The organism is Solwaraspora sp. WMMB762, assembly GCF_049179115.1.
In the GTDB taxonomy this organism is placed as follows: Bacteria; Actinomycetota; Actinomycetes; order Mycobacteriales; family Micromonosporaceae; genus Micromonospora_E.
Genome location: NZ_JBMHMD010000001.1, coordinates 6,548,065 through 6,574,266, shown reverse-complemented (window position 1 = coordinate 6,574,266; position 26,202 = coordinate 6,548,065). Strand labels below are relative to the sequence as shown.

Annotated in this window: 23 protein-coding genes; 6 read left to right on the top strand and 17 right to left on the bottom strand. The window is 71.5% G+C overall.

The genetic code is table 11. The features are described from left to right. Positions 1 to 3: 3 nt before the first annotated feature. From ACN27J_RS29555 to ACN27J_RS29500, 12 genes are all read right to left on the bottom strand, one after another. On the bottom strand, positions 4 to 1,941 hold the full coding sequence (locus ACN27J_RS29555; RefSeq protein WP_421372586.1) for a hypothetical protein: 1,938 nt from the start codon (positions 1,939 to 1,941) through the stop codon (positions 4 to 6). 181 nt (positions 1,942 to 2,122) lie between these two features. After that, positions 2,123 to 3,847 (bottom strand): glycoside hydrolase family 26 protein, encoded by a 1,725-nt coding sequence (locus tag ACN27J_RS29550; protein WP_421371252.1) that lies wholly within the window; start codon positions 3,845 to 3,847, stop codon positions 2,123 to 2,125. Positions 3,848 to 3,969: 122 nt separating this feature from the next. Further along, entirely contained in the window at positions 3,970 to 4,599 is a 630-nt protein-coding gene (gene rdgB, locus ACN27J_RS29545; protein ID WP_421371250.1) for an RdgB/HAM1 family non-canonical purine NTP pyrophosphatase, read from the bottom strand. Next, positions 4,596 to 5,324 (bottom strand): ribonuclease PH, encoded by a 729-nt coding sequence (gene rph / locus ACN27J_RS29540; RefSeq protein ID WP_278167449.1) that lies wholly within the window; start codon positions 5,322 to 5,324, stop codon positions 4,596 to 4,598. The genes rdgB and rph overlap by 4 nt, the downstream gene beginning before the upstream one ends. A gap of 118 nt (positions 5,325 to 5,442) precedes the next feature. After that, complete coding sequence (locus ACN27J_RS29535) at positions 5,443 to 6,594, bottom strand: glycosyltransferase family 4 protein (protein WP_421371247.1); 1,152 nt, start codon at positions 6,592 to 6,594, stop codon at positions 5,443 to 5,445. Between the two features lie 98 nt (positions 6,595 to 6,692). After that, on the bottom strand, positions 6,693 to 7,439 hold the full coding sequence (locus tag ACN27J_RS29530) for an MBL fold metallo-hydrolase (protein ID WP_278167447.1): 747 nt from the start codon (positions 7,437 to 7,439) through the stop codon (positions 6,693 to 6,695). A gap of 260 nt (positions 7,440 to 7,699) precedes the next feature. Continuing rightward, on the bottom strand, positions 7,700 to 8,665 hold the full coding sequence (locus tag ACN27J_RS29525; RefSeq protein WP_278167446.1) for a PLP-dependent cysteine synthase family protein: 966 nt from the start codon (positions 8,663 to 8,665) through the stop codon (positions 7,700 to 7,702). Between the two features lie 10 nt (positions 8,666 to 8,675). After that, positions 8,676 to 8,993, bottom strand: coding sequence for a MoaD/ThiS family protein (locus ACN27J_RS29520; protein ID WP_421371245.1), 318 nt, complete (start codon positions 8,991 to 8,993; stop codon positions 8,676 to 8,678). A gap of 61 nt (positions 8,994 to 9,054) precedes the next feature. After that, positions 9,055 to 9,546, bottom strand: coding sequence for a Mov34/MPN/PAD-1 family protein (locus ACN27J_RS29515; protein ID WP_421371243.1), 492 nt, complete (start codon positions 9,544 to 9,546; stop codon positions 9,055 to 9,057). A gap of 90 nt (positions 9,547 to 9,636) precedes the next feature. After that, the gene (locus tag ACN27J_RS29510) at positions 9,637 to 10,146 is read right to left on the bottom strand and encodes a DUF2017 domain-containing protein (RefSeq protein ID WP_421371242.1); all 510 of its coding nucleotides are present in this window, start codon (positions 10,144 to 10,146) and stop codon (positions 9,637 to 9,639) included. Continuing rightward, positions 10,143 to 10,433 (bottom strand): ATP-dependent Clp protease adapter ClpS, encoded by a 291-nt coding sequence (gene clpS, locus ACN27J_RS29505; protein WP_278167442.1) that lies wholly within the window; start codon positions 10,431 to 10,433, stop codon positions 10,143 to 10,145. Before clpS ends, ACN27J_RS29510 begins: the two co-directional genes overlap by 4 nt. A gap of 49 nt (positions 10,434 to 10,482) precedes the next feature. Beyond that, on the bottom strand, positions 10,483 to 12,009 hold the full coding sequence (locus tag ACN27J_RS29500) for a hypothetical protein (RefSeq protein ID WP_421371241.1): 1,527 nt from the start codon (positions 12,007 to 12,009) through the stop codon (positions 10,483 to 10,485). Between the two features lie 173 nt (positions 12,010 to 12,182). Between ACN27J_RS29500 and ACN27J_RS29495 the strand changes: the two genes are divergently transcribed. The 4 genes from ACN27J_RS29495 to ACN27J_RS29480 all read left to right on the top strand — a co-directional run bounded on the left by ACN27J_RS29495 (position 12,183) and on the right by ACN27J_RS29480 (position 18,086). After that, positions 12,183 to 14,858 (top strand): LuxR C-terminal-related transcriptional regulator, encoded by a 2,676-nt coding sequence (locus ACN27J_RS29495; RefSeq protein WP_421371240.1) that lies wholly within the window; start codon positions 12,183 to 12,185, stop codon positions 14,856 to 14,858. Continuing rightward, positions 14,855 to 16,144: a nicotinate phosphoribosyltransferase gene (locus ACN27J_RS29490; protein ID WP_421371239.1), complete on the top strand. Its 1,290-nt coding sequence runs from the start codon at positions 14,855 to 14,857 to the stop codon at positions 16,142 to 16,144. The genes ACN27J_RS29495 and ACN27J_RS29490 overlap by 4 nt, the downstream gene beginning before the upstream one ends. A gap of 78 nt (positions 16,145 to 16,222) precedes the next feature. Next, complete coding sequence (locus ACN27J_RS29485) at positions 16,223 to 16,807, top strand: nicotinamidase (RefSeq protein WP_421371237.1); 585 nt, start codon at positions 16,223 to 16,225, stop codon at positions 16,805 to 16,807. Positions 16,808 to 16,889: 82 nt separating this feature from the next. Next, on the top strand, positions 16,890 to 18,086 hold the full coding sequence (locus ACN27J_RS29480; RefSeq protein ID WP_421371236.1) for an MFS transporter: 1,197 nt from the start codon (positions 16,890 to 16,892) through the stop codon (positions 18,084 to 18,086). A gap of 105 nt (positions 18,087 to 18,191) precedes the next feature. On the opposite strand, the gene ctaD is transcribed toward ACN27J_RS29480, so the two are convergent. The 4 genes from ctaD to eda form a co-directional block, all read right to left on the bottom strand. Further along, entirely contained in the window at positions 18,192 to 19,952 is a 1,761-nt protein-coding gene (gene ctaD / locus ACN27J_RS29475; protein ID WP_421371235.1) for a cytochrome c oxidase subunit I, read from the bottom strand. A 136-nt stretch (positions 19,953 to 20,088) separates the two neighbouring features. Beyond that, entirely contained in the window at positions 20,089 to 21,204 is a 1,116-nt protein-coding gene (locus ACN27J_RS29470) for an FAD-dependent monooxygenase (RefSeq protein ID WP_421371233.1), read from the bottom strand. A 177-nt stretch (positions 21,205 to 21,381) separates the two neighbouring features. After that, complete coding sequence (locus ACN27J_RS29465; protein WP_421371232.1) at positions 21,382 to 22,509, bottom strand: sugar kinase; 1,128 nt, start codon at positions 22,507 to 22,509, stop codon at positions 21,382 to 21,384. Positions 22,510 to 22,598: 89 nt separating this feature from the next. Further along, positions 22,599 to 23,297 carry a bifunctional 4-hydroxy-2-oxoglutarate aldolase/2-dehydro-3-deoxy-phosphogluconate aldolase gene (gene eda, locus ACN27J_RS29460; protein ID WP_421371230.1) on the bottom strand — a complete coding sequence of 233 codons (699 nt, stop codon included), beginning with the start codon at positions 23,295 to 23,297 and terminating at the stop codon, positions 22,599 to 22,601. Positions 23,298 to 23,361: 64 nt separating this feature from the next. Here eda and ACN27J_RS29455 point away from each other — a divergent pair, with 64 nt between their 5' ends. Both ACN27J_RS29455 and ACN27J_RS29450 read left to right on the top strand, forming a co-directional pair. Then, the gene (locus tag ACN27J_RS29455; protein WP_421371228.1) at positions 23,362 to 24,135 is read left to right on the top strand and encodes an IclR family transcriptional regulator; all 774 of its coding nucleotides are present in this window, start codon (positions 23,362 to 23,364) and stop codon (positions 24,133 to 24,135) included. A 92-nt stretch (positions 24,136 to 24,227) separates the two neighbouring features. Then, positions 24,228 to 25,352 carry a GH12 family glycosyl hydrolase domain-containing protein gene (locus ACN27J_RS29450; RefSeq protein WP_421371227.1) on the top strand — a complete coding sequence of 375 codons (1,125 nt, stop codon included), beginning with the start codon at positions 24,228 to 24,230 and terminating at the stop codon, positions 25,350 to 25,352. 78 nt (positions 25,353 to 25,430) lie between these two features. Here the strand turns inward: ACN27J_RS29450 and ACN27J_RS29445 are convergent, their stop codons facing one another. Beyond that, positions 25,431 to 26,165 (bottom strand): aldo/keto reductase, encoded by a 735-nt coding sequence (locus ACN27J_RS29445; RefSeq protein WP_421372584.1) that lies wholly within the window; start codon positions 26,163 to 26,165, stop codon positions 25,431 to 25,433. Between the last annotated feature and the right edge of the window lie 37 nt (positions 26,166 to 26,202).

Genomic DNA, 26,202 nt, shown 5'->3' with positions numbered 1-26,202 from the left:
CGGTCACTCGGCCGCGAAGAACATCGACCGGTTGGTCCAGTCGAACGCCGGGTCGGGCTCGGCCAGCACGGTCACCGTGGTGCCGGTCACGGCGACGTCGGCGGTCGGATCGAACGGCACCGTCCGCAGTCGCCCGTCGGACGAGCCGAACACGATGCTGCCGGCCACCCAGGCCATGCCACGGACCGAACTCCAGGTGACGCCGTCGGTCGGCACGGTGAACTCGGTGGCGCCGAGGTAGTTGCCGTCGAGTTCGAAGTACCGGTAGAACAGCTGGTCGTTGCCGCTGCCGGAGCGGGTGTAGTAGAGCCGGCCGTCCAGGTAGAACGCCGCGTTGAGTGACAACGCGTCGAACCAGGAGTTGTAGCCCGAGCTCTCCCACGGCCCGCCGACGCTACTGCCGTTGAACATCGAGATGTCCAGCCGGCTGCCGGTGTCGGTGCCGGCGACCGGGCGGGCCCAGTAGATCCGGTCGTGCACCCGCCACACCACGCCGGCGTCGACCAGGTTCGGCTGGTTGGTGACGGTCGCCGCGCCGAGCGTTGCCCCGTCAAACGGCACCTTGGCCAGGTCGCCGTTCGCTGCCGGCAGGTAGAGGTAGCCGGTGCCGCCGGTCGGCGGGTTGCGCGGCACGACGGTCCGCCCACCCGCGTCCGGGAACATACCCAGCCGGCCGTGGTACTCGTTGCCCATGCCGTCGGAGTTGTGGCCGAAGTAGAGGCCGTCGGAGCCGAACCAGAGCACCGGCACCGCCGAACCCCAGCTACTCGCGCCGGGCGGCAGCGCCGATCCGCCGCTGCGCCGCGGGTTCCAGTTGACCGGCATCCCGGTCGCCACGGTCACCGCACCGATACCGAGCCGGTCGACCGCACCGTCGCCGGCGTTGTCGCTGCGGTTCGGGTTGTTCAGCCAGCGGAAGTGCCCACCGGTGTAGGCGATGCCGTCGCGGACCACCACCGAGGTGATGGTGTCGTTGCCGGTGAAGTTGAGCCAGGTGGCGTCGAGGCCGCTGCCCCGGGCGGCGGTCTCGTAGCGGGCCAGCGCGTCACAGTACGCGGTCGGCCAGCCCGAGCCACCGTTGGTGCCGACGACGAAGTAGCTGCTGTCGTCGCCGAAGCTGATGTCCTGCACGTAGTGGGTGAAGGTCCGCCAGGAGCAGTTCGGCGCGAACCGGTGGTTGCTGTCCCAGTCGACCAGGGTCGGGGTACCGGTCAGGTCGACCATCGCGATCTGCTCCCGGGTCAGGCCTTCGACCTCGCGGAAGTTGCCGCCGAAGACCAGCGTGTCGCCGTCGGGCGCGACGTCGAGCGTCCACACGTACGGCGGCACGTCGTGCCGGCCGACCGCGATGTCGACCGCGAAGGTCGGATCGATCGCGCCGGTGTCCACGTCCAGCCGGGCGAGCCCGGCGTGCTGGGTGCCGTTGACCCAGTTGAACGCGCCACCGATGTAGAGCCAGTCGCCGCTGACCTCCATGTCGCGGACCACTCCGCCGTCGGAGCGGCCCTCCCAGGATGACACCGTGGCACCGGTCGCCGGGTCGAGGGCGACCAGATTGCGGCGGGCCTCTCCGTTGACGTTGCGGAAGACCCCGCCGACGATCAGCTCACCGGCCGGAGTGACCTCGAGGGAGTTCACCGCACCGTCCAGGTCGGGCTGGAAGCCGGCGACCAGCGCGCCGGTGGACCGCTGGTAGCCGAACAGGTACGGCCGGGCCTGCCAGGTCGCCGAGCTGGTCGGCCGGATCTCGGTGAAGGTGCCACCGACGAAGATCACGCCACCGATCTCGGCGAACGCTCGGGCCTCGCCGTTGCGGGCATGTGGAGTGTGGTCCGCCGGGTTGGTCGAGACCAGAGTGGCCGGAGCCGGGGTGGGGACGACGGCGGCGCCCGCAGCCGTCGCGTCGATGATCAGTGTCAGCACTACAGCGGTCGCGACCAGGGACGATGCCCACACGCGACGGCCGCTGGACAGACGCCAGCCAGGCTGGGATTGGTTCACGCTTCCCTCCAGATGGGAAATTGTCTCAGACAGCGTGCGCCAACCCCAGCCGGGTCAGACATCCACCGATCGGACGGCGGCCGATCGGGTTTCTACCAGTTTTGCGGAACGTCCTACCAGGTCAACTCCGGCCCGGCAGCGGCTGCCGGAAGTAGGAGTCCTTGCCGGCCTTGGTAAATCCGGCCAGCGCCGACGGGTTGTGGTTCATCGTCATGTTGCAGGTGGCCGATGTGCTCGTCGATCCGGCGGAGTTGAAGTAGACCACCGCCTTGATCTTCGGATGCGCCTTGATCGCTGCCGGGAACTGCTCGAACCACCGCTGCTTCGCCGCCGGGTCGTCCGGGTGGAAGTTGCTGCCGAACTCGGCCAGCATCCGGGGTTTGCCCACGCCGATGCGGTGCTCGTCCAGCCACCGGTAGAACCCACCGACCGTGGTGTGCGGGTCCTTCCAGGTCTTGCCACCGTTGCAGGCGTAGAAGTTGTACGGATCGTAGCCGACCCAGTCCACATAGGCGTCACCGGGATAGAGACCGGCGTACCGGTCGTAATGGCCCGACCAGCCCATCATCACCCACACCCAGACCGCGTTGTCCGCGCCGGCCTTCGCGAAGCGCTGGTGCACATGCCGCCAGGCCCGCACGAAATCGGCATCGCTGCCCTTGGCCGGCTCGTCCTCCGGCTCGTGGTCGAAGCCCATGAACACCGGCACCCCGGTCGCCTTGATCCGGCCGGCCACGTCGTCGATCACCGAGTCGTACCGGCCGCTGTAGACGTCCCGCCAGCTCAACGTCGTGCCGGAGGAGAAGATCCGGGACTCCCAGGCGAAGAACATCAACCGGCCGCCGCGCATCTGCTCCTGCTCGAACTTGTCAGGGAACGCCCCGTTGCTGCCGGCGTTCGAGAAGTCGTGATAGCGGTGCACGATGTCGAACTTGCGCCCGACCTGCGCCTCCACCTCGGCGACCGCACCACCGTGGTTCCAGCCCTTCGCGGCGCTGGTCGGCGAGTACATCCCCCACCAGGCACCGCAGGCGGGCACCAGCAGGTCCGACACCGAGCCGCAGCCGGCGCCGGGGGCCGGCGGACTGGCCGACGCGCTGGGCGCGACGGTCGGCGAAGCGGACGCCGACGCGGACGCCGACGGGGCCGCGGTGGTCGGCACCGGCGCGCTCGGCGGCGCGGACGGAGTGGGCGCCGCCGCCGGTGGCGGAGTGCTGGGCGCGTCCGCCGCCGGTTCGTAGCTGATCACCAGCCGGGGCCGGATCGACTGGTCGCGGTATTCGACCGACGGCCAGTAGACACGCTGGTTCAGCCCGGTCTGGCGCAGCGCGAACGTGTAGGTGCCGTTGCCGCCGACCTGCGCGGACACGTCCCACTCGTTGTAGCCCTTACGGACCGTCGGCAGCGTCGCGAGTGCCCGGTCGACGGTCCGGGCGATCCCGTCCGCCCCGGCCAACGACGGCCGCGACTGACGGGCGTCCACTGCGGTCCGGTACGCGGTGACCTGCGCGTCCAGGTCCTGCCAGGAGTACAACTGCAGACGGACCCGCAGGTTGCGGACGGTCTTCGGCAGTTGGTCGACGGTGAACTCGACGATCGCGTCCCGGGCCCCCCGCGGGTTGCGTTCGCAGAGCGCGGGACAGGTGGCCAGGGTGGTCTTCGCCCCGTTGTCACCGTCCTGCGGCACGTCGGTGGCGGTGGTGTCCGCGGCGGCCGACACGGTGACCTCGTCGTCGGCGAGCAACGGCAGGGCGGTGACCACCATGCCGGCCAGCAGCGCGGCGCTCACGCCGCCGACGATGAGTCGGCGGCGGCCCGACCCGGTACGCCCGATGGCGTCGCTCAATCTGTGTCTACTCAAGAAAACAGCCCCCCTGTGGCATGAGCTTGCCGCGCGAGCCTAACGGGGGTGAGCTCAGATGTACGCCGCGTAACCAGAGATCTAAGCACTAATTAAATTTACCGGCGTCATCCGACGGTCTTCGCGACGACCTTCGCCATCAACCGGAATGCCTTGCCACGGTGGCTGATCGCGTCCTTCTCGGCCGGGCTGAGCTCGGCGTTGGTCCGTTCCTGGCCGTCACCGAGAAAGATCGGGTCGTAACCGAAGCCACCGTCGCCGCGACCCGCGCGCAACAGCCGGCCGGACTGGCGTCCTTCGACCAGGTGTTCCTTGCCGCCGGGCAGCACCAGGGCCGCCGCGCAGACGAACGACGCAGCCCGGTGCTCGTCCGGCACGTCGGCGAGCTGGGCCAGCACCAGATTCAGGTTGGCGAGGTCGTCGCCGTGCCGGCCGGACCACCGGGCACTGAACACTCCGGGCATCCCGCCCAGCGCGTCGACGGCCAGCCCGGAGTCGTCGGCGACCGTCGGCAGCCCGGTGTACCGGCAGCCTTCCCTGGCTTTGAGCAGTGCGTTCTCACCGAAGGTGAGGCCGGACTCGGGCACCTCCGGGTAGGGCTCCAGGTCGGCCAGCCCGACCAGTTCGACCCGGTGGGCACCGAGCGAGGTGTCCAGGATCCGCTGCAGCTCGGCCAGCTTCTTGCCGTTGCGGGTGGCGAGCAGCAGCCGGGTCCGCCCGGCCGGTGCCGCGCTCACCGGTCCAGCACCTTACGCTGCGCGGCGGTCAGCTCGGCGCAGCCGGCGACCGCCAGGTCGAGCATGGCGTCGAGCTGGTCCCGGCCGAACACCGCCGCCTCGCCGGTGCCCTGCACCTCGACGAAGTCCCCGTCGCCGGTGCAGACCACGTTCATGTCCACGTCGGCCGCGACGTCCTCCAGATAACACAGATCCAGCCGCGGTTCGCCGTCGATCACGCCGACGCTGACCGCCGCGATCGAGCGCCGCATCACCCGGTCCGGCTTGCCGCTGAGCGCCTTGCGGTCGGCCAGCCAGCTGACCGCGTCGTTCAGCGCGACGTAGCCGCCGGTGATCGCGGCGGTCCGGGTGCCGCCGTCGGCCTGCAGCACGTCGCAGTCCAGCACGATCGAGTTCTCCCCGAGCGCCTTCAGGTCGACGGCGGCGCGCAGGCTGCGCCCGATCAGCCGGGAGATCTCGTGGGTCCGGCCGCCCAGCCGGCCCTTGACGCTCTCCCGGTCCGACCGGGTGGTGGTCGCCCGCGGCAGCATGGCGTACTCGGCCGTCACCCAGCCCAGTCCGGACCCTTTCCGCCAGCGGGGCACCCCCTCGGTGACGCTCGCGGTGCAGAGCACCTTGGTCTGCCCGAACTCGACCAGCACCGACCCTTCCGGGTGCATGCTCCAGTTGCGGGTCAGGGTCACCGGTCGTAGCTGAGCGTGGGTGCGTCCGTCGGGTCGTGCCATGTGCAGAGCCTATGTGCCGCACCGCTGCGGGCCCCGTCCGGGTCACACCGGACCGGTCGGGCCCTCGCCCGCGCCCTGCGACACGAAACCGTCCGGGTCGCAGACCGGACCGGTCCGCTCAGGCGGCGACCGGCAGGCGGGCCACGACGCCGGGTACGTCCAGCACGGCGCGGTAGTGCTCGATCAGCTCGTCGCCGATCGCCGCCCAGGTGCGGCCGGCGACCGCGGCCCGCGCGGCCCGGCCGTACCGGGCCCGGCGGGCCGGGTCGGCGACCAGCCCGGCGACCGCCCCGGCGAGCGCCGTCGGGTCACCGGGTGGCACCAGCAGCCCGGTCACCCCGGGCGTGACCAGGTCCATCGGCCCACCGGCGGCCGGCGCCACCACTGGTACGCCGCTGGCCTGCGCCTCCTGCACGGTCTGACCGAACGTCTCGTGCGGCCCGGTGTGGGTGAACACGTCGAAGCTGGCGTACAGCCGGGCCAGGTCCCGGCCGTGCCGGGCACCGAGGAAGCGGACCGCCGGCAGGGCGCGTTCCAGCTCCTTGCGGGCCGGTCCGTCACCCACGACCACGACCCGGACGCCCGGCAGCCGGCTGGTCTCGGCGAGCAGGTCCACCCGCTTCTCGGCGGCGAGCCGGCCGACGTAGCCGACCAGCGTCTCACCACCGGGGGCCAGCTCGCGGCGGGTCTGTTCGCAGCGGTGGGCCGGGTCGAACCGGACCGGGTCGATGCCGCGGCCCCAGATGCGTACCTGGTCGATGCCGTTGGCGGTCAGGTCGGCCGCCGCGGCGGTCGAGGGCGCCAGGGTGCGGTCCGCCGCGTTGTGGATCTCGCGCAGCCAGCGCCAGACGGTCGCCACACTCCACCCCAGGTGGTACGCGCGGGCGTAGGCGGCCACGTCGGTCTGGTAGACCGCCAGGGTGGGTAGCCGCAACCGGCGGGCCACGGTCAGTCCTCGCGCGCCGAGCACGAACGGGCTGGCCAGGTGTACGACGTCCGGGGCGTACTCGGCCAGCACCTCGGTCAGCCGGCGGCTCGGCAGGCCGAGCCGGAAGCTGCGGTAGAGCGGCACCGGCAGGCTCGGCACCCGGACCACCGGGTACGGATGGGCGCCGGCCTCCGCCCGCTCGGCGGCGGCCGGTGCCGGCGCCGGCGCGACCACCAACGGCTCGTGGCCGCGGGCGACCAGGTGTTCGGCGACCCGCACCACGGAGTGCGCCACCCCGTTGAGGTCCGGCGGGAAGGACTCGGTGACGATCGCGACGCGCATGGGTGTCACGGTCTCGCCCGTGCGGGTGGCCGAGGCTACGCCGCGTTGACCAGCGGGCGAACTCTGCGGCAAGAGAGCGGTTGGCCGGTGTCGACCGGTCAGACCTCGTAACGGGCGCCGGCCCGGACGATCTCGACCGGCCCGTCGAAGCTCGACGCCGCCGCCTCGAACGTCGACGCCTCGCTGCCCCAGGCGGTGACCAGGTGGGTCAGCAGCAGCCGGCCGACCCCCGCCTTGGTCGCGGCCTCCCCGGCCTCCCGGCCGGTCAGGTGCAGGTCCGGCGGGTTGTCCACCCCGTCGAGGTAGCTCGCCTCGCAGAGGAAGACGTGCGCGTCCTGGGCCAGCCGCAGCAGCGCCTCACAGGGTGCCGTGTCCGACGAGTAGGTCAGCACCCGGTCGCCGTGCTCCACGCGTACCCCGTAGGTCTCCACCGGGTGGTTGACCCGGTCGACGGTGACCTGCAGCGGGCCGATCGGGAAGCTGCCGGGTTGCAGGCCGTAGAAGGTGTAGACGTCGTCGACCGGCTCGCCGCTGATGTTGTACGCGGTGGCGATCCGGTCGGGCGCGCCGGCCGGGGCGTAGACCGGCAGCGGCGGGTACGGGCCGTCCGGGGCGTAGCGCCGCACCACCACGTAGGTGCAGGCGTCGAGCATGTGGTCGCAGTGCAGGTGGGTGAGCAGGATCGCGTCGACCGCGTGCAGGCCGGCGTACCGCTGCAGGGCGGACAGCGAACCCGAGCCGAAGTCGACGAGCAGGCGGAACCCGTCCGCCTCGATCAGGTAGGCCGAACAGGCGGCCTCGGGCCCGGGGAAACTCCCGGCGCAGCCGAGTACGGTCAGACGCATCAACTGTTCCCACGGTCGCGGTGAGACACCGGCGATGCGCCGTTCATGCCATCGAAGATCTCCACCAGCGGCTCTGCCACGCTCGGCAGCCTACGCCGCAGCCAGCGGCGGAATGAAAGATCCGCTGCAACTTGTCGTCAACGTGACACCGAAGCGCGAACAACTGGAGCGACTTCGACAACCCGCCCCAGGATCGCCCATAGCGCAACCAATCATTTGCACCGGAGCAGCAGGCCACAGACCGCGCCGACCGGTGCGGCTCAGGCCCAGAGCTGACCTTCCAGCGCCTCCTCGGCGTCGGACAGCGTGCCGCCGTACGCACCGGTGGAGAGGTACTTCCAGCCGCCGTCGGCGACCAGGAACGCCACGTCGGCGCGGCGGCCGGCCTTGACCGCCTCGTGCGCGACGGCGAGCGCGGCGTGCAGTACGGCGCCGGTCGAGAAGCCGACGAAGAGCCCCTCCACCTCGACCAGCTGCCGGGTCCGCAGCACCGCGTCGCGGGTACCCACCGAGAACCGCCGGGTCAGCACGTTCGCGTCGTACAGCTCCGGCACGTAGCCCTCGTCGATGTTGCGTAACCCGTACACCAGCTCGCCGTAGCGGGGCTCGGCGGCGACCACCTCGATGCCGTCGACCTTCTCCCGCAGGTAGCGCCCGGTGCCCATCAGGGTGCCGGTGGTGCCGAGCCCGGCGACGAAGTGGGTGACCGTGGGTAGGTCGCGCAGCAGCTCCGGCCCGGTGGTCTCGTAGTGGGCCTGGGCGTTGCCGCTGTTGCCGTACTGGTAGAGCATCACCCAGTCGGGGTGCTCGGCGGCGATCTGCTTGGCGGTGGCCACCGCCTGGTTGGAGCCGCCGGCGGCCGGCGAGAAGATGATCTCGGCGCCGTACATCCGGAGCAGTTGGACCCGTTCGGCGGATACGTTCTCCGGCATCACGCAGACCAGCCGGTAGCCGCGCAGCTTCGCCACCATGGCGAGTGAGATGCCGGTGTTGCCGCTGGTGGGTTCGAGGATGGTGTCGCCGGGCCGGAGCCGTCCGGCCTCTTCGGCGGCGCGGACCATGAACATGGCCGCCCGGTCCTTGACACTGCCGGTCGGGTTGCGGTCCTCCAGCTTGGCCCACAGCCGTACCGGTGGTGCCCCGTCGGGCACCACCGGGGAGAGCCGGGGCAGGCCGACCAGCGGGGTGCCGCCACACGCGTCGAGCAGACTGTCGTAGCGCGTCATGGCGGGCCGCTCAGCCGCTGACGGCGCTGGTGGCGGCCGAGGCGACGTCGCCCGCACCGCCGGCCACCGCAGGCAGGATCGTCACGGTGTCCCCGTCGGCGACCTTGGCCTCGAGCGCGCCGAGGAACCGGACGTCCTCGTCGTTGACGTAAATGTTGACGAACCGGTGCAGGTTGCCCTCGTCGGTGACCAGCCGGCCGCGTAGGCCGGAGTGCTTGGCGTCGAGGTCGTCCAACAGGGCGGCGAGGGTGTCCCCGTTGCCTTCGACGACCTTGGCGCCGCCGGTGTAGCTGCGCAGGATGGTGGGGACGCGAACTTCGATAGACATTGACGTGCTCCTATTGCAACGGTAGGTCGGACCAGACTGCGGTGCGGTACGGCGCCAGGGGTCAGCGGCCGGACGAACACTCGTAGTCGACCGTGGTCGGGGTCTGCCCGAACAGGTACGACTGCACCGCGTGCGGGTCGACACCGGCGTCAATGAGATTGACCGGCTCCTCGGTCACCACGCCGTCCACGATGCGGAACGACCGGATCTCGGTGACCTCCGGGTCACGGGTGGAGACCAGCAGGTAGTGGGCCTCGGGCCAGCCGGCGATCGCCGCGTCGGTGCGGGACGGGTACGCCTCGGTCGCGGTGTGCGAGTGGTAGATCACCACCGGCTCCTCGTCCCGGTCGTCCATCTCCCGCCACAGATGCAACTGCTCCATCGAGTCGAACTCGTAGAACGTCATCGAGCGGGCCGCGTTCTGCATCGGGATGTGCCGGGTCGGCGTGTCCGAGCCGGCCGGTCCGGCGACGACGCCGCACGCCTCGTCGGGGTGATCCCGGCGGGCATGGGCGACGATCGCGTCGATGATCGACCGGTCGATGCTCAGCACCACCCCAGCCTACCGCCTTCTCCGCTTCTCCGGCCCGGCCGGCCCGTGGCGGTCGTCACGCTGGCCGACACTGTTCGACACCAGCCGACGTCAGTCGAGCAACGCGCCGAGCAGGGACTCCTGCAGATAGCCCAGGTAGGCGTAGACCGACAGCTGGAACAGCCGGCTCGACGACGGATCGTCCCGCTCGGCCGCCGCCAACTCGACGCCGAGATCGGTGTCGGCCCGCACCTGCAACCGGACGCCCATCGCCAGCCGGGCGTCGTTGATCGCGCGCAGCCACGCCTCGGCCGCCTCGCCGTCCAGGCGGACCTCCGCGCCCGTGTCGTCGGCGTCGGCCGGCAACGCGGCGAGCACCGCGCCCGCCTGGTCGATCTTTGCCGTCTTGAGGTCGCTCTCGGTGTACCGCCGCAGCTCCGCCGAGCTAGCCGGATCGTCCGGGTAGGTGTCCGGAAACAGCCGGTCGACCACCGGGTCGTCCCGTTCGAACCCGTCGGTGAGTAGGCCCACCACCTCACCGGCGACCTTGCGCAACACCCGTACCTCGTCGGGGGAGAAGACGGCGACGACGCGCCCGTTGCGGCGCCGGAACATGCTCATGCCCGGTCGACCGTCGCCCAGAGCCCGTAGGCGTGCAGCCGGGACGCGTCGAGCTCCATCCGCTCGCGGGCCCCGCTGGACACCACCGCCCGGCCTTTGTTGTGCACGTCGAGCATCAACTCCTCCGCCTTGGCCTGGCTGTACCCGAACAACTTCTGAAAGACCCAGGTCACGTACGTCATCAGGTTGACCGGATCGTCCCAGACGATGGTCACCCACAGGCGTTCGTCACCTGGCATCTCGACCGTGTCCGGCGTCTCGACCGGAGCAACCTGGGGAGCCGCCATTCCCCCATCGTGCCACCGGTGGGGCCGGGGCGGACAACGCCCACCGCGGTCAGCCCGGCGCGTCGCCGCTGTCGATCGCATCAGCCAACAGGTTGGCCAGGCCACGCCGTACTGCGGCGAACCGCAACGCGATCTCCTGGGACAGCGTGATCTCCACCGCCCGCAGCGCCTGCTGGATCCAGGACCGGGCCTGGTCCGGCGCCATCCCGGACGGTCCACCGCGCGGATGCCAGCAGTCGGCGGCGAGCGCGACGCCGATCGGCGGCACGGTGCACCGGGACCGCTGCACCGGGTACGCGGCGAAGACATCCACCACCACGGTGGACGGCCCGGCGACGGTGGATGGCACCGGCTCGCACCGGCCCGCGGCGGTCGTCAGGAGTCCTTCCGCGACCGCCGTGGGCGGATCCCCGAGCAGCCGGCCGCGGAGCTGCTCGCGCAGCAGCGGTCCGAGCCGCTCTGCCGGGTCGGACCCGAACACCTGCTCGACCGCCTCGTCCACCGCGTCGTCCACGCCCACGGCACAGGCCGCGCTGGCGTGCAACGACAGGGTCAGCAGCTCGCGGTCCAGGAAGCCGGGTATCCCGGCCGGTCCACCGCCGAACAACAGCTCGCGGACGGCAGCCAGGTGCAGGTTGGCCAACTCGATCGCCAGGGTGTGCCGCACCCGCTGGCCGATCCGTCGCACCACCCGGTCCAGCCGCTCGGACCAGTCGACTGCCGGCCCGCCGGACGGCAGTGTCGGTGGCTCGTCGAACGCCAGCTGATCGGCCAGACCGGCGCCGGCCCGGTGCAGCGCCTCCCGGGCTGCCCAGTCGGTCACCTCCCGGCGGAGAAACACCGCATCGCCGGTTGCCGCGTCGACCGAATGCCAGGGTGCCTGTTCCAGCTCCGGAACAGCGGCGAGCAGCTCCGCCCGCTGGAACGACTCGCCCGCGCTCTGTACGCCGGCCGCGGTGATAGCGACGAACACCGCGACACCGGCACCCAGCGCCCGGCGCAGCAGTTCGTGTTCGATCTGCCCGGGCGGCGGCCCGGCACCAACCACGAAGACCAGCGCGCCGCCGCGTACCGCCGCGTCGAGCAGCACCGTCGCGCCGGCCGACCGGAGCGTCTCCAGGTCGGGCGAATCGACCAGGCTGAGCCGGCGCAGCGAGGCATCCGGCCGGATCACCTCGACCCGGCGCGGTGGACGGGGCAGGGCCAGGCCGGCACCGGACCGCGCCGACCGCGCTGATCGCGCCGGTACGATCCATGGCTGCGACCAGCCGGGCAGATATGCCGCGATCCGCTCGACCGTGCCGTGCCGGACGACCAGGAAACTCTCGGGCGGACGCAGGTCGGGCAGCGATTCACCGTCGAGAAACGCGGTCAGTACGGCCGAGCGGCTACTGGCGGCGGCTCCGACCACGACGGCCGCGACCGGTTCGTCGGCCGGTGGGGGCGGCGGCACCGGGGCGGCCATCGGCAAATCCACAGCCAGGTCACCCGGGCGGCGCGGCCGCCTGCGCTGCCGGGGAACGCGGGCGGCGGCGCGGGTGGCCGGGCGAATCGACGGTGCTGTCACGGACTCCACAAGATGAGCTCCTTCGGGCGTCATCGCCACGAAATACCAGTACACCGACGCTACGTGCACAATCACTTACGCAGCGACGACTATCGCTACTCAACTGATCGAACACTTCATACTCAACTGCGATCCGTGACCGGCCCTTCCCCCTTGGCAACCGTTCTATATGCTCCCCTGCCATGGGCCTGTGGAGCTTCGTGGGACGGTCCGAAGAGCTCGACCGGCTGTTCGCCGCCGCCACCGACGGCGGTCGCGGCCTGATCCTCAGTGGCTCCGCCGGGATCGGCAAGAGCAGGTTGTTACGCGAAGTCGTAGGTAAACTGCCGACCGAGACCTACGCGGTCTGGTTCGCCTCGGGCAGCGTCAGCGCCGCCGGCCTGCCGTTCGCTGGCCTCGCCCAGGTGCTCCCGGCGGACCAGCCACCCGGGTTGTCCCCCTCGGCGCTACTGCGGTGGGCCGTCGAGTCGCTGCGACAACGTGCCGCGGGCCGGCCGATCGTGCTCGCCATCGACGACGCGCATCTGCTCGACCCCTCCTCGGCTGCGGTGACGAACCTGATCGCCCGCTCCGGTCAGGCCACTGTGCTGGGTACGCTGCTTCGCGGCGAGCCGGTGCCGCTGCCGATCCGGGCACTGTGGGCCGACGATCTGGTGGTACACGACGAGCTGGCGCCGCTGGACGTCGTCGACAGCACTGGCCTGCTGATGGAACTGCTCGGTGGGCCGCTGGACCCGGCCTCGGCCGAACGGCTGTGGCGGCTGTCCGAGGGAAACCCGCTGCTGCTGCGGGAGCTCGTCATCGCCGCCCAGTCCGGGCAGGAGCTGACCCAGACGTACGGGGTGTGGCGGTGGACCGGCCGGTTGGAGCTGGCACCGAGCCTGACCGACCTGATCGACACCCGGATCGGCCAGCTCAGCCCGCCGGTCCGTGGTGTCGTCGAGCTGGTGGCGTTCGGCCAGCCGATCGGGCTGCGGCTGCTGCTGCGGACCAGCCGGCACGCCGACGTGGAGGCCGCCGAGGAACGCGGACTGATCCGGGTCGACGTCGCCGACCGCCGGCAGGACGTGCACATGGCCCATCCGCTGTACGGCGAGGTGGTACGCCGCCGGTGCCCGGTCACCCGGGCGCAGCGGCTGCAGGCGCAGCTCGCTTCGCTCGTGGACGGAGTAGGAGCACGCCGCCGGGAGGATCTGCTGCGGGTGGCCGTCTGGCGGCTCGAGTCGAACACCGCCGACGACCCGGCGATGCTGCTCAGCGCGGCCGGCCGGGCGTTCGCCGGGTACGACGTCCCACTGGCGGACCGGCTGGCCGCCCGAGCGTTCGACGCCGGCGGCGGGTTCGACGCCGCCGAGCTGTGGGCGACCATCCTGATGTTCCGCGACGAGCCGGAGCGGGCCCTGGCCACCATCGAGGCGGTCCGCGACGAGGTCAGCACCGACGAACGACGCAGCCGCTGGTTGATGGTGCTGGGACTGGTCGCCTACTGGGGGCTCGGCAACGAGTCGACGCTGGAGGACCTGGCGGCCGGTGCCCGCGAACTGACCGACCCGGCCGAGCGGGTCCGGGTCGACTCGTTCGAGGCGATCATGCGGCTGCACCGGCTGGAGTGTGACGCCGCGCTGCGGCTGGCCCGCGCCGTACTCGACCGGCCGGCGGCCAGTCACGCCGCCCACGGGCTGGCCCAGTGCACCATCGCCCACCTGCAGGCCGCGCAGGGCGACCTGACCGGCAGCGGCCGGGCCATCGCCCGGGTCGAGGCCGACGCCCCGCACTGGCGTACCGAACTTCCCTACCTGCAGCTGGCGCTGGAACTCGCCCGCGGCACCCGGCTGGTGCTCGCCGGCGACCTGGCCGGGATCGAGGCGATCGTCGCCGAGGAGTTCGCCGACCTGGCCGACGCCGGTGACTTCCGGCTCGGGTCCGGATACCTGTCGGTGATCCGGGCGCAGGCCGCCCGGCTGCGCGGCCGGCTCGACGACGCGCTGCGACACAGCCTGCAGGCGTGCGCCACGCTGGCCACCGGCCGGGTGTACGCCGGGCTGGCCCACGCCGAACGCGCACACGCGGCCGCCCTGCGTGGCGAGGCGGCCCAGGCCGCCGCGGCGATGGCCGACTCGGACCGGGCGCAGACACCCGGAATGGCCATCCTGTACCCATGGCGGGAGCAGGCGCGCTGCTGGGTGGCGGTCGCCGAGGGGGACGTCACCGGCGCGGTCGGCATGCTGCGGGAGCTGGCGGCCCGGCTGCGTACCGACGGTTTCGCCGGCCACGAGGTGATGGTGCTGCACGACCTGGTCCGGCTGGACCGGGCCGACCTGGTGGTCGACCGGCTGACCGAGCTCGCCAAGGTGGTCGAAGGCCCACTGCCGCCGCTGGTCCTGCGCCAGGCACAGGGCGCCGCCGACGGACCGTACGGTGCCCTGCTGCGCGCCGCCAGCGGCTTCGCCGGTCTCGGGCTGCACCTGTTCGCCGCCGAGTCCGCCGCGATGGCGGTACGGCGGCAGCGGCTGGCCCGGTCGCCGGTCACCGGGCAGACCAACGTGCTGCTCGGCCGGTCGCTCGGCCAGTGCGTCGACGTGCGTACCCCGGCGTTGCTGGCCGGCCAGCCCAACCTGACCGACCGGGAGCACCAGGTGGCGAAGCTGGCGGCGGCCGGCGTCGCCAGCCGGGAGATCGCCCAGCGGTTGTTCCTGTCGCCCCGCACCGTGGAGAACCATCTGCAACGGGCGTACGGCAAGCTCGGCGTGACCGGGCGTGCCGAGCTGGCCGAGGCGGTGCGCGCCCTGCCCGACGAGCCGGGGCCACCGGGCCAGGCCGGGCCGCACCGGCCGGGCGGCCGTACAGTAGCCAGGTGACCAGCTCCAGCCCTGCTCTGCTGACCGACCACTACGAGCTGACCATGCTCGCCGCCGCGTTGGCTGACGGCAGCGCGCACCGGCACTGCGTGTTCGAGGTCTTCGCCCGGCGGCTGCCGACCGGCCGCCGGTACGGTGTGGTGGCCGGCACCGGTCGGCTGGTCGACCTGATCCGGGACTTCCGCTTCGACGCGGAGACCGTCGGTCACCTGCGGGACCGCGCGGTGGTCGACGCCGGTACCGCACAGTGGCTGACCGACTACCGGTTCACCGGGGACATCGACGGGTACGCCGAGGGAGAGTTGTTCTTCCCGAACTCGCCGATCCTCACCGTCTCCGGCACGTTCGCCGAGTGCGTCCTGCTGGAGACCCTGGTGCTGTCGGTGCTGAACCACGACTGCGCGATCGCGGCGGCGGCGGCGCGGGCAGTGACCGCCGCCCGTGGCCGGCCGGTGATCGAGATGGGTTCGCGGCGCACCCACGAGGAGGCGGCGGTGGCGGCGGCCCGGGCCGCGTACCTGGCCGGTTTCGCGGCCACGTCCAACCTGGCGGCGGGTGCCCGGTACGGCATCCCGACGGCGGGCACCTCGGCGCACGCGTTCACCCTGCTGCACGACGACGAACGGGCGGCGTTCGCGTCGCAGGTGGCCACGCTCGGGCGGGACACCACACTGCTGGTCGACACCTACAGCATCAGCCAGGGCATCCGTAACGCGATCGAGGTCGCCGGGCCGGACCTGCGGGCGATCCGGATCGACTCCGGTGACCTGTCGGTCCTGGCGCAACAGTCCCGGGAGCTGCTCGACTCGCTCGGCGCCACCGAGACCAAGATCATAGTCTCCGGTGATCTCGACGAGTACGCGATCGCCTCGCTCGCCGCCGAGCCGGTCGACATGTACGGTGCCGGCACCGCCGTGGTGACCGGGTCCGGCGCGCCGACCGCCCGGCTGGTCTACAAGCTGGTCGAGGTCGACGGCCGGCCGGTGGTCAAGCGCTCCGAGAACAAGGCCACCGTCGGGGGCCGGAAGGTGGCGGTACGCCGGCACAAACCGACCGGCACCGCCACCGAGGAGATCGTCGTCTCGCAGGGGGTGCCGGACCGGGCCAACGGTGACCGGGTGCTGCAACGGTCCTTTGTCGCCGCTGGCGAGGCGCTGACCCGGCCGACCCTCGACGAGTCCCGCGAGCACCTGCGCCGCTGCCTGATCTCGATACCGTGGGAAGGGCTGAAGCTGTCCGCCGGAGATCCGGCCATCCCGGTGACCGTCGTGCCCGCCGACCAGTGACCGCCGGGCCGCGACCGGCGCGACCGGGTCCGGCAGGCGACCGACCGTTCAGAAGTCAGCAGCAGGAGGACGACGAGCATGCACCGGGCACTGATCATCGTTGACGTACAGAACGACTTCTGTGAAGGTGGCTCACTCGCGGTGGGCGGCGGCACCGACGTGGCGGCGGCGATCTCCCGGACCGTCGCCGAGGCACCGCAGCAGCGGTGGCGGCATGTGGTGGCGACCAAGGACTACCACGTCGACCCCGGCGCGCACTTCGGCGACCCGCCGGACTTCGTCGACACCTGGCCGGCGCACTGCGTGGTGGGCACCGGCGGGGACGAGTTCCATCCCGGGCTGGCCACCGATCGGATCGAGGCAGTCTTCCGTAAGGGCCAGTACGCGGCGGCCTACTCGGGCTTCGAGGGCCACAGCGACGACGGCACCGGCCTGGCCGACTGGCTGCGGGAACGCGGTATCACCGGGGTCGACGTGGTCGGAATCGCCACCGACCACTGCGTACGGGCGACCGCGCTGGACGCCGCCCGGGCCGGCTTCGACACCACCGTGCTGCTCGACCTGACCGCCGGGGTGGCCCGGGACACCACCGAGGTGGCGATGGACGCGATGCGGGCCGCCGGGGTGACGTTGACCGGCTCCCCGGTGCTGCGTCCGGCCTGACCCGCCGGACAGGCCGGCCCGGATATCGGCTGGCCGGCGTCGTACCCGGCAGGCATGATGCCGGCCGGAGGTAACACCGCCGATGAATCTGACTCCTTACCGGCAGGCGCTCGCGCTGCCCGGGGTGGCCCGGCTGCTCGCCCTGTCGGTGCTGGCCCGGATGCCGAACACCGCCGCCGGTGTGGCGCTGACCCTGTACGTCGTGCTGGGCCTGGGCCGAGGGTACGCCGCCGCCGGTCTGGCCGGTACCGCGTTGACCATCGGGGCCGCGATCGGCGCACCGCTGCTGGGTCGGCTGGTCGACCGACGCGGGTTACGTCCGGCGCTGGCCGTCTCGGTCGCCACCCAGGGCGTCTTCTGGACCGTGGCGCAGGCGCTGCCGTACCCCGCGTTGCTGGTCGCCGCGGTCGTCGCCGGCCTGCTCAGCCTGCCGGTGTTCTCGGTGATCCGGCAGTCGCTGGCCGCGCTGGTCCCGGCGGAGCAGCGCCGTCCGGCGTACGCCCTGGATTCGATGTCGGTCGAGCTTTCCTTCATGGTCGGCCCGGCCCTGGCGGTGCTGCTCGCCACTGCGGTCTCCCCCCGGATCGCGATGGTCGCGGTCGGCGCTGGCCTGGTCGCCGCCGGGCTGGCGCTGTTTGTCGTCGACCCGCCGATCCGGGCCCGGCACGAGGAAGCCGACCGGGCTGGCGCCCGGATCGCCCGCCGGGACTGGCTGACCCCGCAGTTACTCGGGGTGCTCGCGGTCGGCACGGCGTCGACGTTGGTGCTCGGCGGCACCGACGTGGCGTTGATCGCCGCGCTGCGGGAGAGCGACCAGTTGGCCTGGACCAGCGTCGTGCTCGCCGGCTGGGGGGCGTACTCACTGGTCGGCGGGTTCGCCTACGGCGCGACCCGGCGTGCGGTGCCGCCGGTCTGGTTGATGGTCGCGCTGGCCGCCGCCACGGTCCCGGTCGGGCTCGGGGCCGGGCACTGGTGGACGCTGGGGCTGGCCCTGGCCCCGGCCGGGCTGCTCTGCGCGCCGACGATCGCCGCCACGTCCGACGCGGTCGCCCGGCTGGCCCCGGCGGCGGTGCGCGGCGAGGCGATGGGGCTGCACGGTTCGGCGTTGACCGTGGGCATGGCCGTCGGGGCACCGCTGACCGGTGCGGTGATCGACGCCAGTACGCCGACGTGGGGGTTCGTGGCGATCGGCGCGGCGGGGCTGCTGCTGGCGCTGCCGATGGTCGCGATGCGGTCGCGCCGCCGGTCGGCACCGGACCGGGTGCCGGCACCGCGGTGACGGGCTGCCCGAAAACCCGACGCGGCCCCGGACGATGTCGTCCGGGGCCGCGTCGTAGACCGGTCGTTGGTCAGCGCCGGCCGCTCGTCAGTGCCGGCCAGTGGGTCAGTGCCGGTCGACGTTGCTGGCGGTGTCCTCCTGGTACGTGGCGCCGCCGTCCGACTCGCTGGTCAACGGCTTGGCACCGCCCTCCGGTGGCCCGGCGACCGAGTGGTGTCCGGCGGCCAGCTCCGGGAACTTCAGGTCGAACGCCGGCCGCTCGGAGCGGATCCGGGGCATCCGGTCGAAGTTGCGCAGCGGCGGCGGGCAACTGGTCGCCCACTCCAACGAGTTCCCGTGGCCCCACGGGTCGTCGACCTCGACCAGCGGTCCGGCCTTGTACGACTTCCACACGTTGTACAGGAAGGGCAGGGTGGAGATGCCGGTGACGAACGAGCCGACCGTGGAGATCATGTTCAGCGTGGTCCAGCCGTCGATCGCCTGGTAGTCGGCGTACCGGCGGGGGAAGCCCTCGGCACCGAGCCAGTGCTGCACCAGGAAGGTGGTGTGGAAGCCGACGAAGGTCAGCCAGAAGTGCACCCGACCCAGCCGCTCGTCGAGCATCCGTCCGGTGAACTTCGGGAACCAGAAGTAGATGCCGGCGAACACCGCGAACACGATCGTGCCGAACAGCACGTAGTGGAAGTGTGCGACGACGAAGTACGAGTCCGAGACGTGGAAGTCGATCGGCGGGCTGGCCAGCAGCACACCCGACAGACCGCCGAAGAGGAAGGTGACCAGGAAGCCGATCGACCAGAGCATCGGCGTCTCGAAGCTGATCTGCCCCCGCCACAGGGTGCCGATCCAGTTGAAGAACTTCATGCCGGTCGGCACGGCGATCAGGAAGCTCAGGAAGCTGAAGAAGGGCAGCAGCACCGCGCCGGTGGCGAACATGTGGTGCGCCCAGACGCTCATCGACAGCGCGGCGATCGCGATCGTCGCGGCCACCAGGCCCTTGTAGCCGAAGATCGGCTTGCGGGAGAAGACCGGGATGATCTCGCTGATGATGCCGAAGAACGGCAGCGCGACGATGTACACCTCGGGGTGGCCGAAGAACCAGAAGAGGTGCTGCCACAGCAGCGGCCCGCCGGTCTCCGGCGCGTACACGTGGGCACCGAGCATCCGGTCGGCGGCGAGCGCGAACAGCGCGGCGGCCAGCAGCGGGAAGACCATGATCACCAGGAGGCTGGTGACCAGGATGTTCCAGGTGAAGATCGGCATCCGGAACATGGTCATGCCCGGTGCGCGCAGGGTCAGGATCGTGGTGATCATGTTGACCGCGCCGAGGATGGTGCCCAGACCGGAGATCGCCAGTCCGACGATCCACATGTTGGCGCCGACGCCCGGGGAGTGCTCGACGCTGCTCAGCGGGGTGTACGCGAACCAGCCGAAGTCGGCGGCGCCGCCGGGGGTAAGGAAGCCACCCATCGCCAAGGTGCCACCGAACAGGTACAGCCAGTAGGCGAAGCTGTTCAGCCGGGGGAAGGAAACGTCCGGCGCACCGATCTGGATCGGCGTAACGTAGTTGGCGAAGGCGAACACGATCGGCGTCGCGAAGAACAGCAGCATGATCGTGCCGTGCATGGTGAACAACTGGTTGTACTGCTCCGGGGAGAGGAACTGCATCCCCGGCTGGGCCAGCTCCGCACGCATGATCAGGGCCATCAGGCCACCGATCATGAAGAACGCGAAGGCGGTGATCATGTACATGATCCCGATCTGCTTCGCGTCGGTCGTGCGCAGCAGCCGCGCCATGGCCGAGCCGCGGACCGGCCTGCGGACCGGGAAGGGCCGGCTGGCGATCGGCTTCGGTGCGACGGTGGTCACGAATGGCCTCCGGTTCTCGTCAATCCCACGGCGCCCGGGTTGATGATCCGCTGGCCGTGCCTCGCAGGCAGGATAGTCCCCGTTCACCGCCGGTCCGCACGCCGGGTGCCTGCACCGCTGCGGGCTGCCGGACGGCTCACACCGGGTCGACGAGCAACCGGTAGTGCTCCTGGAAGATCGTGCCGCCCTTGGCGCGCAGCACCGGGTCGCGCAGGACCGGGGCGACGTCGCGGGTCCGGTCCCGGTCCCGGGTCCGGTCCAGGACCCACTGGGTACGCGGCCGACGCCGGCTCTCGTACCTGGCGAGCGCCTCGACGACCGTCGGCGCGGCACGTAGCTCCTCGGCCAGGACCAGCGCGTCCTCGAACGCCATCGCCGCCCCCTGGGACAGCGTCGGTGCGGTGGCATGGGCGGCGTCCCCGACGAGCACCACGTTGCCCCGGGACCAGCCGCCCAGCTCCACCTCGTCGGTGACGGCCACCTGTACCTTCTCCACCGCGTCGAGGACCGCTGGCACCGGCCCGCCGTAGTCGCCGAGGAGCTGGCGGAGCCGGACCAACGGGTCGGCGGGCGGGGCGGAGCCGGCCGGCAGCGGCTCGTCGGCGTAGAGGTAGACCCGGCCGTAGCCCATCGGGGCGAGCGCGATGCCGGACCGTTGCCCGAGCAGTGCGGTCCACTCGGTGATCTCCGGACCGCCGCTGACCACGCTGCGGTAGGCGATCTGGCCGACCGGGTGCGGCGCGCCACCGATCTCGGCCAGTCGACGGACCGCCGACCGACGCCCGTCCGCACCGACGACCAGGTCGTACTCGGCGTGGGAGCCGTCGCCAAAGGCGACCTTGGTGGTCTCGTCGCCAACCTCCACGTCACACACCTCGGTGTGGTACCGCACCTCCCCGCCGGCGCCGGTGAGCAGCACCTGGTGCAGGTCCGCGCGGGGCAGCACCCGGCACTGCCCCACGCCCTGCCACAGCTGTTCCAGATCTACCGAGCACAGCTCGGCGCCGGTGGCGTCGAGGAACCGCTGCCGCCGGATCACCGCGCCGAGCGGGCGCAACGGATTGTCCAGCCCGAGCTCACGCAGGGCGCGGATGGCATTGCCGGGCAGGAAGATCCCGGCACCGGCGACGACGGTCGGGGCCAGCTTCTCCACCAGATCGGGCCGGATACCGGCCAGCCGCAGCGCCCGGGCGACGGCCAGCCCTGCGACGCTGGCACCGACGATGAGCACGCGCACGGGTGGTTGAGCCATGGTCCGCGCCGCCTCCGGGGGAATAGACACTCATTGAAGCCAAGAGACTACTGCCAGCAACACCGCCCGCGGTAGGCCCATCCCGCCCTGTTTGCTCCACGCGAATGCCACCCGCCACGGCGCCGGTCAACATCCACTGGTGGAAATCTTACCGGCTCAGCGGTGCCGGCGTGGCCCTCAGCGCTGCACCCTCGCCCCACCGCCACCGGCGAGCGCCGCCACCTCCTTGAGGCTGGCCGTCGAGGTGTCCCCTGGGGTGGTCATCGCCAGCGCTCCGTGTGCGGCGCCGTACTCCACCGCGACGGCCAGGTCGCCCAGCTCCAACAGGCCGTAGACCAGGCCGGACGCGAAGCTGTCACCGCCGCCGACCCGGTCCAGGATCTCCAGGCCCGACCGGTGGGTGGCGGACACGAAACCGGTCGGTGCCGACCAGGCGACCGCACCCCAGTCGTTCACCGTCGCGGAACGCACCGTACGCAGCGTCGTCGCCACCACCTTGAAGTTCGGGTACGCCCCGGTCACCTCGGTGATCATTCGCTGGAAGTTGGCAACCTCCAGGTCGGTGAGGCTCTCGTCGGTGTCCGGTACGGCGAACCCGAGACTCGCGGTGAAGTCCTCCTCATTGCCGATCATGACGTCGACGTAGCCGGCCAGCCGCCGGTTGACCTCCTGCGCCCGGGGCTGTCCACCCACCGCTTTCCACAGGCTGGGCCGGTAGTTCAGGTCGTAGGAGATGATCGTGCCGTGCCGGCGGGCGGCCGTCATCGCCGCCTCGATCGTGTCCGGCGTGGTCGGCGACAGGGCCGCGTAGATGCCGCCGGTGTGCAGCCAACGCACACCGAGCGTGCCGAACAGGTGGTCCCAGTCGACGTCCTCGGGGCGCAGCTGGCTGGCCGCGCTGTTGCCCCGGTCGGAGGTGCCGACCGCGCCGCGCACCCCGAAGCCGCGCTCGGTGAAGTTGAGCCCGTTGCGGACGGTTCGGCCGATCCCGTCGTACGGCAGCCAGCGCACGTAGGCGGTGTCGACGCCGCCCTGCAGCACCAGATCCTCCAGCAGGCGACCGACCTCGTTGTCGGCGAACGCGGTGACGACCGCGGTACGCAGGCCGAAGCAGCGGCGCAGGCCCCGCGCGACGTTGTACTCGCCGCCGCCCTCCCAGGCCCGGAAGCTGCGGGCGGTGCGCACCCGTCCCTCCCCCGGGTCCAGCCGCAGCATGACCTCGCCGAGCGAGACCAGGTCGTAGCGGCAGTCGGCGGCCGGCCGGGGGTGCAGCGGGGCGCGGTCGGCAGGGTGCTGTTCGGCCATCTCACGACTCCTCAGTCAAAGGTCGGACCGGTCCTGGTCGCGGTCGAACCGGTCCTTGTCGAGATCGGTTCCATGCCGGGTCGGCCCGGTCAGTCGGCGGCGCGGGCGGCGGCGACCGCGGCCGCGGTCAGCCGGGTCACCTCGGCCCAGTCGCCGGCATCGAGCAGGCGGGGGGCGACCATCCAGGTGCCGCCGACGGCAAGGACCGCCGGGTGGGCCAGGTAGTCCGCGACGTTGGCGGGGCTCACCCCGCCGGTCGGGATGAACCGCACCGACCGGAACGGCGCGGCGAGCGCGGACACCATGCCCACCCCGCCGAGCTGCTCGGCCGGAAAGAACTTGACCGTGTCCAGCCCGGCGTCGAGGGCCATCTGGATCTCGGTGGCGCTGGACACCCCGGGGAAGACCGGCAGGTCGAGCTCCTGGCAGCGGCGCACGACGGCCGGTCCGAAACCAGGGCTGACCACGAACCGGGCGCCGGCGTCGACCGCCCGGTCGACCTGTTCGACGGTGAGCACGGTGCCGGCACCGACCAGCATGCCGGGGTGCCCGGCCATCGCCGCGATGGCATCCGCCGCCGCCGGGGTGCGGAAGGTCACTTCGGCGGTACGCAGCCCGCCGGCGAGCAGCGCCTCGGCCAGTGGCGCGGCACCGGCCGGATCGGCCAGGACGACCACCGGAAGGATCCGCCCCGCACCGATCACCGAGACGACGTCGCCGCCGTCGTGCGCGCCCCCGTCGGCCTCGCGGCCGGTTGACTCACGTTCAGCATCATGAACATCGGTCACGTACGTGACCATACTCGGTGGCACATCGCTGTCAACCGGTGCGGCGCTGGTTAGAGTGACCGCCATGGCGGCGCAGGAGGGTTTCCAGCCGGTGAAGTCCGCCGGCCGGACGTTGGAGGTACTGGAGGCGCTGGCCGCCACTCCCGACCGCCGGTCCCTCGGCGAACTGGCGCGGGTCCTGCAGATCCCGAAGAGCAGCCTGCACGGGATCCTGCGCACGATGATGCATCGCGGCTGGGTGGAGACCGATCCCACCGGCACCCGGTTCGGCCTGGGCGTACGGGCACTGCAGGTGGGCGCGGCGTACCTGGCCGCCGACAACGCCGTCAGCCTGCTGGACGGCGTGCTCGACGCGCTGGCCGGGCAGTTCGGTGAGACCGTCCATCTCGGCCGGCTGGACGGCCCGCACGTGGTCTACCTGGCCAAGCGCGAGTCGGTGCACCCGCTGCGGCTGTACAGCGCGATCGGCCGGCACCTGCCGGCGCACGCCACCGCGCTCGGCAAGGCGCTGCTCGCCGAACATCCGGACGACACCGTCGACCAGTTGCTGAGCTGGCCGTTGCGCCGGATGACCCGGCGTACCATCACCGATCCGGCCGCCCTGCACGCCGCGCTGGCCGAGGTCCGCGCCCAGGGCTGGGCCGTGGACCGGGAGGAGAACACCGAGGGGATCGTCTGCCTGGCGATGGCGATGCCGCTGCGCCGGCCGGCCGGCGACGCGATCAGCCTGTCCGTCCCGGCGAACCGGATCGACGCCGCCGGCGAAGCCCGGATGGTCGAGGCGCTGCGGGCCGCCGCCGACCAGGTGGCCGCCGCCCGCGGGCTGATCTCCCACTGACTCTTTTCATGTATGTCGATGTGATCTACCGTGATGGGAGCGCTCCCGCGACGTTGGTTCCTACCCGCCGTCTCCACGGTCTAAGGAGAACCATGAGACGTCCGATCCGCGCCGCCGCCGCAGCCGTACTGCTGCTCACCGGCGGCCTCGTCACCGTGGTCGCCGCCACGCCAGCCCAGGCCGACACGCGAATCTGCGAACAGTACGGCAGCACCACCATTCAGGGCCGTTACGTGGTGCAGAACAACCGCTGGGGCACCACCGCCGAACAGTGCATCAACGTGACCGACACCGGCTTCTCGGTGACCTCGCAGCAGGGCAGCTCACCGACCAACGGCGCACCGGTGTCGTACCCGTCGATCTTCTACGGCTGCCACTACACCAACTGCTCCCCCGGCACCAACCTGCCGATCCAGGTGAGCCGGATCAGCAACGCACCGACCAGCATCAACTACCAGTACGTCGGCAACGGGACGTACAACGCCTCGTACGACATCTGGCTCGATCCGACACCGCGCACCGACGGTGTCAGCCAGATGGAGATCATGATCTGGTTCCACCGGCAGGGCTCCATCCAGCCGATCGGCTCGCCGGTCGGCAACGCCACCGTCGCCGGCCGCAACTGGCAGGTCTGGACCGGCAGCAACGGGTCCAACAACGTGGTGTCCTACCTGGCCCCGTCGTCGATCACCAGCTGGAGCTTCAACGTGCTCGACTTCATCGCCGACGTCCGGGCCCGGGGGCAGATCACCAACTCCTGGTACCTGACCAGCGTCCAGGCCGGCTTCGAGCCGTGGAGCGGCGGCGTCGGCCTCGGGGTGAACTCCTTCTCCGGTTCGGTCTCCACCGGCGGAGCGCCGCCGACCACCGCCCCGCCGACCAGTCAGCCGCCGGGCGGCGGCGGGTGCCGGGTCAGTTACACGGCGAACACCTGGAACAACGGCTACACCGCCGACGTACGCGTCACCAACACCGGTGGCGGCACCATCAACGGCTGGACGTTGGCCTACCAACTGCCGGGCGGGCAGACGGTCGGCAACTCATGGAACGCCACCGTCACCCAGAGCGGATCGTCGGTGACCGCTCGGAACGTGGGCTGGAACGGCACACTGGCCCCTGGGGGGACCGCCTCGTTCGGTTACCAGGCCAGCTACAGCGGTAGCTACTCCTCACCGAGCAGCTTCACCCTCAACGGCACCGCCTGCGCCACCGGCTGAGCCACGAACGCCGGGCCCGACCCGGTGGAGGTGAGGCCTCCACCGGGTCGGGCCCGCACCGCCCGGGGCGTCGTGGCCTCAGTCGCGCAGGGCGTCGACTGCGGCCATCTCGTCGGCGGACAGGGTGAAGCCGAAGACGTCGGCGTTGCTACGGATCCGCTCCGGCGTGACGGACTTCGGAATCACCACGATGCCGTGCTGGATGTGCCAGCGCAGCACCACCTGGGCGGCGCTCACCCGGTGGGCGGCGGCGACCCGTGTCAGCACCGGGTCGGCGAGGTCGGTGTTCTTGAACGGGCTGTACCCCTCCAGTACCACCCCGCGGTCGCGGTGCTCGGCCACCGTCCGCGGATCATGCATCGCCGGTGCCCACGGCACCTGGTTGACCGCCGGCACCACCCCGGTCCGCTCGGTCAGTTCGTCGATCTGGTCGAGGCCGTAGTTGGAGACACCGATCGCCCGGACCGCACCGGTGTCCCGGTGGGCGACGAACTCGCGCCAGGTCGGCACGCCGGCGCCACCGGCCGGTGGCCAGTGGATCAGCCACAGGTCGACGTACTCGGTGCCCAGCGCGGCCAGGCTCGCGGCCAGCGTCTCCGCCTCCTGCCCGACCCGCTCGGGCGGTAGCTTGGTGGTGACGAAGATCTCGTCCCGGGCGATTCCGCTGTCCTTGATCGCCCGGCCGACCTCGGCCTCGTTGCCGTACATCGTGGCGGTGTCGACGTGCCGGTAGCCGGCGTCCAACGCCGCCCGGACCGCCCGGTAACCGGCGTCGCCCGACGCCTGCCAGGTGCCGAACCCGAGCAGCGGCATCCCGGCCCCGGACGGCAGAGTTGCCACAGCTTGCTCA